The sequence below is a fragment of the Streptomyces sp. NPDC058872 genome, assembly GCF_042743065.1.
Lineage (GTDB): Bacteria > Actinomycetota > Actinomycetes > Streptomycetales > Streptomycetaceae > Streptomyces.
This window is the reverse complement of sequence record NZ_JBHYMK010000011.1, coordinates 20,379-33,948: the sequence shown is the minus strand read 5'-3', so window position 1 is coordinate 33,948 and position 13,570 is coordinate 20,379. Positions and strand designations below refer to the sequence as shown.

The window sequence follows — 13,570 nt, the reverse complement described above, 5'->3', positions numbered from 1 at the left end:
CCGCTACGGCAGCTGTGCCGCCCGTGCCTCCCGGTTCTCCCGCCGGTTGTCACGGAAGGCGTTCACCCGGCGGGCCGTCGCGAAGAGGGGGATCACGGCGCCCAGCACGACCTGGAGTGCACAGCCGGTCTGGAGCAGGAACGCGCCGCCGGGAGCGTCGAACGCCCAAGCCGCCAGCATCGCCATCGCACCGACGATCCAGCTGAGCATCGCGACCGCGAGGACACCCCGCGGCTTCGGGTACTCGACCCGGCTCACCATCAGCCATGCCGTACCGATGATCGCGAGCAGGGTCGGGATGAACGGCAGCTCGAGCAGCACGATGGAGACCACCGTCAGCGCGCCGAAGGGGCTCGGCATGCCCTGGAACATGCCGTCCTTCATCGTCACGCACGAGAACCTCGCGAGCCTCAGCACCACGGCGAGCAGCACCACGATCGCGGCCACGGCCGAGACCTTCTGCTGCGCGTCGTCCGCGACCATTCCGTACACGAGCACGAAGTAGGCCGGGGCCAGGCCGAAGCTGATCAGGTCCGAGAGGTTGTCGAGTTCGGCGCCCATCGGCGAGCTGCGGAGCTTGCGCGCCACGATGCCGTCGAAGAGGTCGAAGATCGCTGCGCACAGCATCAGTATCACGGCGGTGGCGGCGCTGTTGCGCGCCATGCCGGTCTCGCTGCTGCCCGTCAGGTGGGGGATGAGGATGCCGGTGGTGGTGAAGTACACCGCCATGAAGCCGCAGGTGGCGTTACCGAGCGTGAGGGCGTCCGCTATGGACAGCCTCAACGACAGCGGCATCTCCTCGGCCTCTTCGGCCGCCTTCGCATCGGCGTCGGCGGCCCAGTCGGCGGCCCGTGTGTCGGGATCAATCACGGTCAATGCGAGTCACCCCCGCCGTGGTGACCTGGCCGACCTCGACGGCGACGTCGACACCCTCGGGGAGGTAGATGTCGACGCGCGAGCCGAAGCGGATGAGACCGATGCGGTCACCCTGCTCGACCTTCGTCCCCTGCGGGATGTACGGCACGATCCGCCGGGCGACGGCGCCCGCGATCTGCACCATCTCGATGTCGCCGAGCTCGGTGTCGAAGTGCCAGACAACGCGCTCGTTGTTCTCGCTCTCCTTGTTGAACGCCGGCACGAACCCGCCCGGGACGTGCTCCACGGACGTCACGGTGCCGGCGAGCGGGGCACGGTTGACGTGGACGTTCAGCGGGCTCATGAAGATGGCGACCCGGGTGCGTCCGTCCTTCCACGGCATGATGCTCTGCACCACGCCGTCGGCGGGGGAGATGACCCGGCCCTGAGCGATCTCGCGCTCGGGGTCGCGGAAGAACCACAGCATGCCGGCCGCGAGCGCGGTGGTCGGCACGGCGATGGCCGCGGCACGCTTCGACTTGCGCGCGCGCGCAAGGCTCAGCGCCGCGGTGGCGACGGTCGGCAGAAGCCACGGCGATGCTCCGCGTGCGATGCGTACGCCCTGGAGGCTGTCGCGGTGTGCAGAGGTTTGGCTGTGGGGCATGGATGACCTTCGTAGCGGATGATGCCGCACGGGCAACGGGGACGGCGGCTTTCCGGCGATGCTATCGGTTGCGGGGCGCAACTGGGCAAGCCAGGAACTGAGTCGGCGGCCGGAAGATGAACACGCGGTGTGATCTTCTTCGCGGCCAAACCGACTCAAAAGCAACAATCAGCCCTGGAACCGGTACTCCTCGAGGAGCCGACGACCAATGATCATTTTCTGGATCTCGGCGGTACCTTCGCCGATGAGCAGCATCGGTGCCTCGCGGTAGAGGCGCTCGATCTCGTACTCCTTGGAGAAGCCGTACCCGCCGTGAATGCGGAAGGCGTCCTCGACGACCTCTTTGCAGTATTCGGAGGCGAGGTACTTCGCCATCCCTGCCTCGAGGTCGTTTCGTTCCCCGGAGTCCTTTTTGCGTGCTGCATTCACCATCATGGCATGGGCGGCCTCGACCTTGGTAGCCATCTCGGCCAGCTTGAACTGAATCGCCTGGTGCTGGGCGATCGCCTTGCCGAAAGTGTGGCGTTGCTGGGCATAGGAGACGCCGAGCTCGAAAGCACGCTGGGCGACGCCGCAACCACGCGCCGCCACGTTCACGCGGCCGACCTCCACGCCGTCCATCATTTGGTAAAACCCTCGGCCGGTGACCCCGCCGAGTACCCGATTGGCCGGAATGCGCAGTCCGTCCATGATGAGTTCGGTGGTGTCGACGCCCTTGTAACCCATCTTGTCGATCTTCCCCGGGATGGTGAGGCCCGGGCGGACCTCTCCGAAGCCGGGCTCCTTCTCGACCAGGAAGGTGGTCATCGACTTGTGCGGGGCGGTGCCCTCGGGGTGTCCTTCGTCACTACGGACGAGAACGGCCACCAGCGTTGACGTGCCGCCGTTCGTCAGCCACATCTTCTGGCCGTTGAGGACGTACTCGTCGCCGTCCTTGACCGCCTTGGAGGTGATCGCCGACACGTCCGAGCCGAGGCCCGGCTCCGACATCGAGAACGCGCCGCGCGTCTCACCGGCCGCCATGCGCGGAAGGAAGTGGTCCTTCTGCTCCTGGGTGCCGTGCTGCTTGAGCATGTACGCCACGATGAAGTGCGTGTTGATGATGCCGGAGACCGACATCCAGCCGCGGGCGATCTCCTCCACGCACAGTGCGTAGGTGAGCAGTGACTCGCCGAGGCCCCCGTACTCCTCGGGGATCATCAGGCCGAAGACGCCGAGCTCCTTCAGCCCGTCGACGATCTGCTGCGGGTACTCGTCGCGGTGCTCCAGCTCCGTCGCGACCGGGATGATCTCCTTGTCGACGAAGTCCCGCACGGTGGCGAGGATCTCCTGCTGGACATCGGTCAGACCGTGGGTCTGGGCGAGTCGCGCCATGACTTACTTCCCCTGTTCGTTCAGCTCGGGGCGGCCGGGCTGCTCGCCGCCGCGCGCGTCGATGTACTCGGCGGTCGGGACCATCACCTTGCGGCGGAAGACGCAGACGAGCGTGCCGTCCTGCTTGTAGCCCTTGGTCTCGACGTAGACGATGCCGCGGTCCGTCTTCGACTTCGACGGGGTCTTGTCGAGGACCGTGGTCTCGCCGTAGATCGTGTCGCCGTGGAAGGTGGGGGCCACGTGCCGCAGCGACTCGATCTCCAGGTTGGCGATGGCCTTGCCGGAGACGTCCGGCACGGACATGCCGAGCAGCAGCGAGTAGATGTAGTTCCCGACGACCACGTTCCGCTTGAAGTCGGTCGTGTTCTCCGCGTAGTTCACGTCCATGTGCAGCGGGTGGTGGTTCATCGTCAGCAGGCAGAAGAGGTGGTCGTCGTACTCGGTGACCGTCTTTCCGGGCCAGTGCTTGTAGACGGCGCCGACTTCGAACTCTTCGTAGGTGCGGCCGAACTGCATGGGACTCAGGCCTCCGGGATCTCGAACTTGCTGGTGCGCTGCATGCCGGCGGCGCGGCCCTTGCCGGAGATGACCAGGGCCATCTTGCGGGAGGCCTCGTCGATCATCTCGTCGCCGAGCATCGCGGAGCCCTTCTTCCCGCCGGCCTCGGAGGTGTAGTAGTCGTACGCGTCGAGGATGAGCTCGGCGTGGTCGTAGTCCTCCTGCGAGGGCGAGAAGATCTCGTTCGCGGCGGCCACCTGGTCCGGGTGCAGCACCCACTTGCCGTCGAAGCCCAGGGCGGCGGCGCGCCGGGCCACCGCACGGTAGCCCTCCTGGTTGCGGATCTGCAGGTAGGGGCCGTCGATCGCCTGGAGGTTGTTGGCGCGGGCCGCCATCAGGATGCTCATCAGGATGTGGTGGTAGGCGTCGGCCGGGTAGCCGGGCGGCTGCTCGCCCACGACCAGCGACTTCATGTTGATGGAGGCCATGAAGTCGGCCGGGCCGAAGATGATCGTCTCGACGCGCTGGGAGGCCTGCGCGATCGCGTTGACGTTGTTCAGGCCCTGGGCGTTCTCGATCTGCGCCTCGATGCCGATCTTGCCGACCTCGAAGCCCATGGTCTTCTCGATCTGGGTGAGCAGCAGGTCGAGCGCGACGATCTGCTGCGCGTCCTGCACCTTCGGCAGCATGATGCAGTCGAGGTTCTGGCCGGCGCCCTCGACGACGGTGACGACGTCGCGGTACGTCCAGTGGGTCGTCCAGTCGTTGACGCGGACCACGCGGGTCTTGCCGGTCCAGTCGCCCTCGTTCAGGAACTTCACGATGGTGTGCCGGGCCTCGGGCTTGGCCAGCGGGGCGCACGCGTCCTCCAGGTCCAGGAAGACCTGGTCGGCGGCGAGGCCCTGGGCCTTCTCCAGGAAGCGCGGGTTGGAGCCGGGGACCGCCAGGCAGGAGCGGCGGGGGCGGAGCCGGTTCACAGGGCTGGTCATGCGAGGACCTCCGTGCATTCAAAGGGGCTGAGCTGGTGAGCTTTGCGGATCTCGTCGACGATACGGCCGATGATCTCCGTAATACCGAAGTCCTTCGGCGTGAAGACGGCGGCCACGCCCGCACGCTTCAGTTCTGCGGCGTCGGCGTTCGGGATGATTCCGCCGACGATGACCGGGATGTCGGGGGCCCCCGCCTCGCGGAGGCGGTCGAGGACGTCCGGGACCAGCTCGGCGTGCGAGCCGGACAGGATGGACAGGCCCACGCAGTGCACGTCCTCCGCGAGGGCGGCGCCGACGATCTGCTCGGGGGTCAACCGGATGCCCTGGTAGACCACCTCGAAGCCGGCGTCACGTGCGCGCACGGCGATCTGCTCGGCCCCGTTGGAGTGCCCGTCCAGGCCGGGCTTGCCGACGAGGAGGCGCAGCCGGCCGCAGTTCAGCTCCTCGGCGGTCCGGGCCACCTTGTCCCGGACCAGGGCGAGCGGCGTGCCCGCCTCGGCCGTCACGGCGACCGGGGCGGAGGAAACGCCCGTCGGCGCGCGGAACTCGCCGAACACCTCGCGCAGGGCCCCGGCCCACTCGCCGGTGGTGACCCCGGCGCGGGCGCACTCCAGGGTGGCCTCCATGAGGTTCTCGGTGCCCTGGGCGGCTTCCTTGAGGCGCTCCAGGGCCTTGCAGGGGCGCGGGTGGTTGAACGGCGGCTGGTAGCGGTTGTCGCGCCAGGTCTTCAGCGAGCCGACGACCCGGGCCTCGACCGCCGGGTCGACCGTCATGATCGCGGTGTCGAGGTCGGCGGTGAGGGGGTTCTCCTCGGTCGACTGGAAGATGTTGACGCCGACGATCTTCTCCTCGCCGGCTTCGATCCGGGCGCGTCGCTCGGCGTGCGAGGAGACCAGCTGCGACTTCAGGTAGCCGGACTCGACGGCGGCCATCGCGCCGCCCATCTCCTGGATCCGGTCGATCTCGGCCAGGCACTCCTCGACCAGGGCGTCCACCTTGGCCTCGACGACGTGCGAGCCGGCGAAGATGTCCTCGTACTCCAGCAGGTCGGACTCGTGGGCGAGCACCTGCTGGATGCGGAGCGACCACTGCTGGTCCCAGGGCCGGGGGAGGCCGAGTGCCTCGTTCCAGGCGGGCAGCTGCACGGCGCGCGCCCGGGCGTCCTTGGAGAGGGTGACGGCCAGCATCTCCAGGACGATCCGCTGGACGTTGTTCTCCGGCTGTGCCTCGGTCAGGCCGAGCGAGTTGACCTGCACGCCGTAGCGGAACCGGCGCTGCTTGGGGTTCTCGATGCCGTACCGCTCCAGCGTGATCTTCTCCCAGATGCGGCCGAAGGCGCGCATCTTGCACATCTCCTCGATGAAGCGGACGCCCGCGTTCACGAAGAAGGAGATGCGGGCGACGACCTCTCCGAAGCGGTCCTCGGGCACCTGGCCGGAGTCGCGGACCGAGTCGAGGACCGCGATGGCGGTGGCCATGGCGTACGCGATCTCCTGGACCGGAGTGGCCCCGGCCTCCTGCAGGTGGTAGCTGCAGATGTTGATCGGGTTCCACTTCGGGATGTGGTTGACCGTGTACGCGATCATGTCCGTCGTGAGGCGGAGCGAGGGGCCGGGCGGGAAGACGTGCGTCCCGCGCGACAGGTACTCCTTCACGATGTCGTTCTGGGTGGTGCCCTGGAGCTTGGTGATGTCCGCGCCCTGCTCCTCGGCGGCCACCTGGTAGAGCGCCAGAAGCCACATGGCCGTGGCATTGATGGTCATCGAGGTGTTCATCTGCTCCAGGGGGATGTCCTGGAACAGCCGGCGCATGTCACCGAGGTGCGAGACGGGGACGCCGACCCGGCCGACCTCGCCGCGGGCGAGGATGTGGTCGGGGTCGTACCCGGTCTGCGTCGGCAGGTCGAACGCGACCGAGAGGCCGGTCTGACCCTTGGCGAGGTTGCGCCGGTACAGCTCGTTGGACGCTTCGGCGGTCGAGTGACCGGCGTACGTCCGCATGAGCCACGGCCGGTCCTTCTGGCGCTCAGTCATCTTCGGGACCTCAGACGTTCCGGAAGCGGTTGATGGCGTCGATGTGCTGGGCCCGGAGCTCGGGGTTCTTGACGCCCAGGCCCTCCTGCGGCGCGAGCGCGAGGACGCCGACCTTGCCCTGGTGGAGGTTGCGGTGGACGTCGTAGGCGGCCTGGCCGGTCTCTTCCAGGGTGTACGTCTTGGAGAGGGTGGGGTGGATCTTGCCCTTGGCGATCAGGCGGTTGGCCTCCCACGCCTCGCGGTAGTTGGCGAAGTGCGAGCCGATGATGCGCTTCAGCGACATCCACAGGTAGCGGTTGTCGTACTGGTGCATGTAGCCCGAGGTCGAGGCGCAGGTGGTGATGGTGCCGCCCTTGCGGGTGACGTACACGGAGGCGCCGAAGGTCTCGCGGCCCGGGTGCTCGAAGACGATGTCGATGTCCTCGCCGCCGGTCAGCTCGCGGATCTTGGAGCCGAAGCGCTTCCACTCGCGCGGGTCCTGGGTCTGCTCGTCCTTCCAGAACTTGTAGCCCTCGGCGTTGCGGTCGATGACCGCCTCGGCGCCCATGGACCGGCAGATGGCGGCCTTCTCGGGGGAGGAGACGACGCAGATCGGGTTCGCGCCGCCGGCCAGGGCGAACTGGGTGGCGTAGGAACCGAGTCCGCCGGAGGCGCCCCAGATGAGGACGTTGTCGCCCTGCTTCATGCCGGCGCCGTTGCGGGAGACCAGCTGGCGGTAGGCGGTGGAGTTCACCAGCCCGGGGGCCGCCGCCTCCTCCCAGCTCAGGTGCTCGGGCTTCGGCATCAGCTGGTTGGACTTGACGAGGGCGACCTCGGCGAGGCCGCCGAAGTTGGTCTCGAAGCCCCAGATCCGCTGCTCGGGGTCGAGCATCGTGTCGTTGTGGCCGTCCGAGGACTCCAGCTCGACCGAGAGGCAGTGGGCGACGACCTCGTCGCCGGGGTTCCAGGCGTTGACGCCGGGGCCGGTGCGCAGGACCACGCCCGCGAGGTCGGAACCGATCACGTGGTACGGCAGGTCGTGGCGCTTGGTGAGCTCGGAGAGCCGGCCGTACCGCTCCAGGAAGCCGAAGGTCGAGACCGGCTCGAAGATCGAGGTCCAGACCGAGTTGTAGTTGACGGAGCTCGCCATGACGGCCACCAGGGCCTCGCCCGGGCCGAGCTCGGGGAGCGGGACCTGGTCGAGGTGGAGCGACTTGCGCGGGTCCTTGTCGCGGCTGGCGAGCCCGGCGAACATCTCCGCCTCGTCCTTGTGGACGGTGACGGCCCGGTACGACTCGGGGAGCTTGATGTTCGCGAAGTCGGCGGACGTGGAGTCCGGCGACTGGATCGCGTCCAGGATTTCCTTCACGGGTTGCCTCCGGCGGTGAGCGTCCCGGGGGAGGGACGCCTGGGGGTTACGGCGGAAAGTGCTGCTGCTGTGGAGGTGTGCCGTCGGTTCGGCTCGGTGGTGCGGTGGCGGCGCTGTGTGGTGGAGCGCGGGGTTGCCTGTGACGCAGGCGTCCGGGCGCACTGACCGGGGATCCCGCTGCTCGAAGAGCCGGGGCGGTCGGTGGGGACAGCCGGCGTGCGAGGGGTGATCCCCACGCGTCGGCCGCCCGGACAACATCAACGTATGGCACGCCGTGTCACCTGGCAAGGCACTGCGTGCCAACAATTTCACTCAGATGCCATCTCCCCCTCACGGATGAGCGATGATCGATCGAAATGGCCCGTGAGCTGCGGGAACGCCAGAGGGCCGCCCCCGGAAACCGGGGGCGGCCCTCTGGCGGGAGAGGTCCTCAGGCCTGCTTCAGGGCCTCTTGGATCGTGCGCATGACCTCGTCCAGCGGAGCGTCCGTGCGCGCCACGGCGACCATCACGTCACCCGTCGCGGAAGCGCGGACGGCGGGCTCCGCTCCGGCCGGGGAAGGGGTCTGCGACCCGCTCGGGGCGCTGGGGACGCCCGGTGCGGAAGGGGCGGGGGAGGGGCGCCCCGCCCCTATGCCCGTGCCGAAGGTCTCCCGGACGATGGCGAAGGCGTGGTCGAGCTGCGCCTCCACGTCGCCCTGGCCGCCCGCCCGCAGCCAACGGCGCAGCACGTGGTTGTGCGCGGTGACGACGGCCGAGGCCGCCACCTCGGCGAGCAGCGGATCGTCGTTGCCGTCGTGGTGGTCCCGCTCGTCGAAGTGCCCGAGGAGATAGCGGGTGAAGAGCCGCTCGTAGCGGGCCACCGAGGCGATCTCCCGCTCCCGCAGGGTGGGGACCTCGCGGGTGAGCCGGTAGCGCTCCACGGAGACCGCGGGGGACCCCGCGTACATCTTCATGACTTCCTTGATGCCCCGGCACACCGTGTCGAGCGGGTGCTCGTGCGGCGGCGCGGCGTTCAGCACGGCCTCCGCCCGCACGAGGGTGTCGTCGTGATCGGGGAAGATCGCCTCTTCCTTGGAGCGGAAGTGACGGAAGAAGGTCCGCCGGGCGACCCCGGCCGTGGCCGCGATCTCGTCCACGGTCGTGGCTTCGTACCCCTTGGTCGCGAAGAGCTCCATCGCGGCGGAGGCGAGTTCCCGGCGCATCTTGAGCCGCTGAGCGGCGGCACGAGTGCCCGCCGCGCTCTCCGGAGCGTCGGACGGGGACGTGGCACGGGGTGTCTTCGCGGCCTTGGGCATGGTCCGAACGTACTGCATCGGAGCAGGAGTGTGCCCAGGTGGGGGCGGGGAGGCCCCCGGGGCACCGGTGGTGCCCGGGGGACTCAGCAGACCGCCCCAGCCGGCGTTGCGGGACTCAGCGTCGGGCATATTCGCGGAAGCCGCGCCCCGTCTTGCGCCCCAGGCACCCCGCCGCCACCAGGTGTTCCAGGAGCGGTGCCGGGGCGAGGCCCGGGTCACGGAACTCGCGGTGCAGCACCTGCTCGATCGCGAGCGACACGTCCAGGCCGACCACGTCGAGCAGTTCGAACGGCCCCATCGGGTAGCCGCCGCCGAGCTTCATGGCCGCGTCGATGTCGTCCAGGGTCGCGTAGTGCTCCTGGACCATCTTGACGGCGTTGTTCAGGTACGGGAAGAGCAGCGCGTTCACGATGAAGCCGGCCCGGTCGCCGCAGTCCACCGGGTGCTTGCGGATCTTCGCGGTGACCTCGCGGACGGTGGCGTGGACGTCGTCCCCGGTCAGGACCGTCCGGACGATCTCGACCAGCTTCATGGCCGGCGCCGGGTTGAAGAAGTGCATGCCGATGACGTCCTGCGGGCGCGTGGTGGCACGGGCGCAGGCGATCACCGGCAGCGAGGAGGTCGTGGTGGCCAGCACCGCGCCCGGCTTGCAGATCTTGTCGAGCCGGGCGAACAGTTCCTGCTTGACCTCCAGGTCCTCGGCGACGGCCTCGACGGCCAGGTCCACCTCGGCGAACGCGTCGAGCGACCCCGCAGGAGTGATCAGGGCCAGCGTCTCGTCGCGGGCCTCGCCCGTCATCCGGCCCTTGTCGACCGAGCGGGCCAGGGACTTGGCGATCCGGGCCTTGGCGGTGTCCGCCTTCTCCTGGGAGCGCGCGGCGAGCACGACCGCGTACCCGGCCTTGGCGAAGACCTCGGCGATCCCGGACGCCATGGTGCCCGAGCCGGCGACGCCCACCGAGCGGACCTCGCGGCCCGCTCCGGCCCCGGCCGAGGCGAGCGGGGTCAGCGCGTCGCGCACCACCTCGGCGGAGCCCGGCGCCTCGTACGTGTAGAAGCCGCGGCCCGTCTTGCGGCCCGTCAGTCCGGCCTCGCTGAGCTGCTTGAGGATCGGGGCCGGGGCGTGCAGCCGGTCGTGCGAGGCCGCGTACATGGCCTCCAGGACCGTACGGGCGGTGTCGATGCCGATCAGGTCCAGCAGCGCCAGCGGGCCCATCGGCAGACCGCAGCCCAGCTTCATCGCCGCGTCGATGTCCTCGCGGGAGGCGTACTTGGCCTCGTACATGGCGGCGGCCTGGTTCAGGTAACCGAAGAGCAGCCCGTCGGCGATGAAGCCCGCCCGGTCACCGACCGCCACCGGCTCCTTGCCGAGCTCCTGGGCGAGCCGGGTCACGGCGTCGACGGCCCGCGGGTCGGTCAGCACCGACGAGACCACCTCGACCAGCTTCATGGCCTGCACCGGGGCGAAGAAGTGCAGACCGAGCACCCGCTCGGGGTGCGCCGAGTCGGCGGCGAGTCGGGTCACGGAGAGCGCGTTGGTGCCGGTGGCCAGGATCGCGTCCGGCCGGACGATCCCGTCGAGCGCGCGGAAGACCTCCTGCTTCGCCTCGTAGGACTCGGGCACGACCTCGATCACGAGGTCGGCCTCGGCCGCCGCCTGCAGGTCGGAGAAGGTGCGGAACCGGGCCAGCGTGTCCTGCCGCTCCTCCTCGGTGATCCGCTCGCGGGCCACCGCGCGGGCGGTGGAGGCCTCCAGGGCGGCGACGGCCCGGGTCGCGGCGATGTCGCTGGTGTCGATGCCGATGACCTCGCGGCCGGCCCGGGCGAGGACGTCGGCGATGCCGGTGCCCATCGTGCCGAGACCGACGACGGCGATGGTGGAGAGAGGGGTGTCCATCAGGGGACTCCAGAGGAAGAGTGACGACTGAGGGCAGTGCGCGCACGAAAGGCGCGGGAAGGCACGAGGGCGATGCCCGGAGAAAAGAGGGCCGTGCCCTGAAATGAAGAAGACGGACCCTGTCCCGGAGCCACGTCGAAACTGCCGAACCGACGAGCAAACACAACGGCTGCGTCACCAGGCCGTTGTGAGAAGTGCGGGTGGTGCCCGCTCACCTGAGACTAACCGGCCGGTAACGAGCGCGCCAGTCCCGGGAAGTTGGGAAAGTGTGATCTGGATCGCGGATAGGCTCGGATTCATGGATAACGCCGCGGATCCAGAATTCTGCTCGATGATCGATCGATTGCGGGACGAGATCGAGAAGGGTGTCGGAGAAGTTCCGACGGCATTCGAAGAGCTCGTGGGAACGAGCGATCCGGAAGAACTGCACCGCGCACTCACCGCCGCCGGACAGCCGCTCTGGGCCCGGGAGATCGCCGCCTACTCCCTTGGGGTCGCCGGCGACCCCCGTGCCTTCGAACCCCTGGTCCTGCTGCTCAACCACCGCGACCCGGAGCGCTGCGTCACCGCCGCCCACGCCCTGGTGCGACTCGGTGACCCCCGCACCGCCCGCGCCGCTGCCGCCCTCGCCACCAACGAACTCCGGGTCGCCTACGCCCTGCTGCCGGTCCGGCTGCTCGTCGAACTCCGCGCCCCCGAGTCCGTGCCCGCGCTGATCACCGTCCTGAACAGGCGACTTCCGGTCGCCGACCCCCACTGGCGGGTCGGTCTCGCCTGTGTCGAGGGCCTCGGCTCGCTCGGCGACGCCCGTGCCCGCACCGCCTTGGAGGCCGCACTGCCGCACCCCCGGCTCGGTGTCGCCGCCCGACGTTCACTCGCGCGCCTGGTCCCCGACCGCTGACGGCGCCCGCCCCGTTCGCACGGGTCGGGCGCCGGGGGCGAGGGGTGGGGTCAGCGCACGTGACCGAGGAGGCCGTGGAGGGCCGTGCCGAACGCCTCCGACCGCGAGGAGCCGGCCCGGTCGACCGTGGCCTCCGGCACCACCGCCCGCACCGGGGGCACGGGCTCCGGCTCCGGCAGTGCGGCGCACACCGCGTCCACCTCGGTCGCGCCCCCGCCGCGCGGGACCTCGCCGGTGGCGAGGTAGGCGGCCAGGTGGTCGTCCAGGCAGTCGTTCCCGGCCAGGGTGACCCCGTGGTTCCCGCCGCCCTCCTCGACGACCAGGCTGGAACCGCGCATCAGCCGGTGCAGGGCGACCCCGCCCTCGTACGGCGTCGCCGCGTCGTTCGTCGCCTGGAGGATGAGGACGGGGGGCAGCTGGTCGTTGGTGACGTCCGGCGGGCTCAGGGGGTCGACCGGCCAGAAGGCGCAGGGCGCGTTGTACCAGGCGTTGTTCCAGGTGGAGAACGGTGCCTTCGCGTGCACGTCCCAGTTGTCCTTGCGCCACACGTTCCAGTCGCGGGGCCAGGCCGCGTCCCGGCACAGCACGCTGGTGTACACCGAGTAGCCGTTGTCGGTGGCGGAGTCGGCCTCTCCGTACCGCTCGTAGGCCTCCGTCAGCGGTGCCGGGTCGTCGTCGTTGACGTACGCGGCGAAGGCGGTCGCGAGGCGGGGCCAGTAGCCGTCGTAGTAACCGCCCGGGAGGAAGGTGTCCTCCAGCTCGCCGGGGCCGACCTTCCCGCCGGCCGGCGTCGTGCGCAGCGCGTCGCGCATCCGGTACCAGGCGGCCTCGACGGCCGCCGGGTCGGTGCCCAGGCCGTAGACGGCGTCCTGTCGGGCCACCCAGGCCATGAAGTCCTTGTGGCGGTCGTCGAAGGCGAAGTCCTGCGCGATGTTGTCCTCGTACCAGACGCCGTGCGGATTGACGACGGAGTCGAGTGCCATCCGTCGGACCCGGTCCGGATACAGGCGTGCGTACACGGAGCCGAGGTACGTGCCGTACGAGTAGCCGAGGTAGTTGATCTTCGGGGCGTCGAGCGCGTCGCGGATCGCGTCCAGGTCCCGGGCGGTGCTCACGGTGTCGATGTACGGCAGCACGTCCCCGTACTTGTCGCCGCAGGCCTTCGCGAAGGCCTGCGCCCGTGCGACCGCCGCGCGCTCCGCCGCCGCTCCGGTCGGCACCGAGTCCGCCCGTACGGGGGCGAAGTGGTCGGGTGCGCAGTCCAGGGCGGGTTCGCTCTTTCCGACCCCACGGGGATCGAAGCCGATCACGTCGTACGTGGCCGCCACCTTCGGGGGCAGCGAAGCCGCCACGTAGCCGGCCATGCTCCGGCCGCTCCCGCCGGGCCCGCCCGGGTTCACGAGCAGCGGCCCCTGGAAGGTCTTCGAGGTGTGCGGAACCCGGGTGAGGGCGAGCGTGATCAGCCGCCCGGCCGGGTCGTCGTGGTTGAGCGGCACCTTCAGCGTGCCGCACTGGAGCCGGGGGTAGGTCTTGGTGCCGCAGTCGGTCCAGGTGAGCCGGGGGAGCGGTCGGGGGGTCGGTTCACCTGCGTCGGCGGGGGCGGCGGGCAGGACGGTGACCGTCCCGGCGACCAGCGCTCCTGCGGCGATCAGCATTCCTGCGCGTGGGGTCATGGGGCCTTTGTGTCCCGAACCGGGGCGGAGGGGACCCGTTT

11 protein-coding genes are annotated in these 13,570 nt (G+C 69.6%); 1 reads left to right on the top strand and 10 read right to left on the bottom strand.

The window, feature by feature from the left end; translation table 11 throughout:
- Positions 1-3: 3 nt before the first annotated feature.
- The 9 genes from pssA to ACFW22_RS09270 form a co-directional block, all read right to left on the bottom strand.
- Complete coding sequence (gene pssA, locus ACFW22_RS09310; protein WP_386401132.1) at positions 4-870, bottom strand: CDP-diacylglycerol--serine O-phosphatidyltransferase; 867 nt, start codon at positions 868-870, stop codon at positions 4-6.
- Positions 863-1,519, bottom strand: a complete 657-nt coding sequence (locus ACFW22_RS09305; protein ID WP_386400924.1) for a phosphatidylserine decarboxylase — start codon at positions 1,517-1,519, stop codon at positions 863-865. Before ACFW22_RS09305 ends, pssA begins: the two co-directional genes overlap by 8 nt.
- Positions 1,520-1,687: 168 nt before the next feature.
- On the bottom strand, positions 1,688-2,893 hold the full coding sequence (locus tag ACFW22_RS09300) for an acyl-CoA dehydrogenase family protein (RefSeq protein ID WP_384886640.1): 1,206 nt from the start codon (positions 2,891-2,893) through the stop codon (positions 1,688-1,690).
- 3 nt (positions 2,894-2,896) lie between these two features.
- The gene (locus tag ACFW22_RS09295; protein ID WP_384886638.1) at positions 2,897-3,409 is read right to left on the bottom strand and encodes a MaoC family dehydratase; all 513 of its coding nucleotides are present in this window, start codon (positions 3,407-3,409) and stop codon (positions 2,897-2,899) included.
- 5 nt (positions 3,410-3,414) lie between these two features.
- Positions 3,415-4,380: an HpcH/HpaI aldolase/citrate lyase family protein gene (locus ACFW22_RS09290; protein WP_386400921.1), complete on the bottom strand. Its 966-nt coding sequence runs from the start codon at positions 4,378-4,380 to the stop codon at positions 3,415-3,417.
- Positions 4,377-6,413 (bottom strand): protein meaA, encoded by a 2,037-nt coding sequence (locus tag ACFW22_RS09285; RefSeq protein WP_386400919.1) that lies wholly within the window; start codon positions 6,411-6,413, stop codon positions 4,377-4,379. The genes ACFW22_RS09290 and ACFW22_RS09285 overlap by 4 nt, the downstream gene beginning before the upstream one ends.
- Positions 6,414-6,423: 10 nt before the next feature.
- Positions 6,424-7,761 (bottom strand): crotonyl-CoA carboxylase/reductase, encoded by a 1,338-nt coding sequence (gene ccrA / locus ACFW22_RS09280; protein WP_386400917.1) that lies wholly within the window; start codon positions 7,759-7,761, stop codon positions 6,424-6,426.
- A gap of 430 nt (positions 7,762-8,191) precedes the next feature.
- The gene (locus tag ACFW22_RS09275) at positions 8,192-9,058 is read right to left on the bottom strand and encodes a TetR family transcriptional regulator (RefSeq protein WP_386400915.1); all 867 of its coding nucleotides are present in this window, start codon (positions 9,056-9,058) and stop codon (positions 8,192-8,194) included.
- Positions 9,059-9,173: 115 nt separating this feature from the next.
- Positions 9,174-10,955 carry a 3-hydroxyacyl-CoA dehydrogenase family protein gene (locus ACFW22_RS09270; RefSeq protein ID WP_386400913.1) on the bottom strand — a complete coding sequence of 594 codons (1,782 nt, stop codon included), beginning with the start codon at positions 10,953-10,955 and terminating at the stop codon, positions 9,174-9,176.
- Positions 10,956-11,253: 298 nt separating this feature from the next.
- On the opposite strand from ACFW22_RS09270, the gene ACFW22_RS09265 reads away from it, so the two are divergent.
- A complete protein-coding gene (locus ACFW22_RS09265; protein WP_386400911.1) occupies positions 11,254-11,856 on the top strand; it encodes a HEAT repeat domain-containing protein in 603 nt (200 codons plus the stop codon).
- Positions 11,857-11,906: 50 nt separating this feature from the next.
- On the opposite strand, the gene ACFW22_RS09260 is transcribed toward ACFW22_RS09265, so the two are convergent.
- Positions 11,907-13,529, bottom strand: a complete 1,623-nt coding sequence (locus tag ACFW22_RS09260) for an alpha/beta hydrolase (protein ID WP_386400909.1) — start codon at positions 13,527-13,529, stop codon at positions 11,907-11,909.
- Between the last annotated feature and the right edge of the window lie 41 nt (positions 13,530-13,570).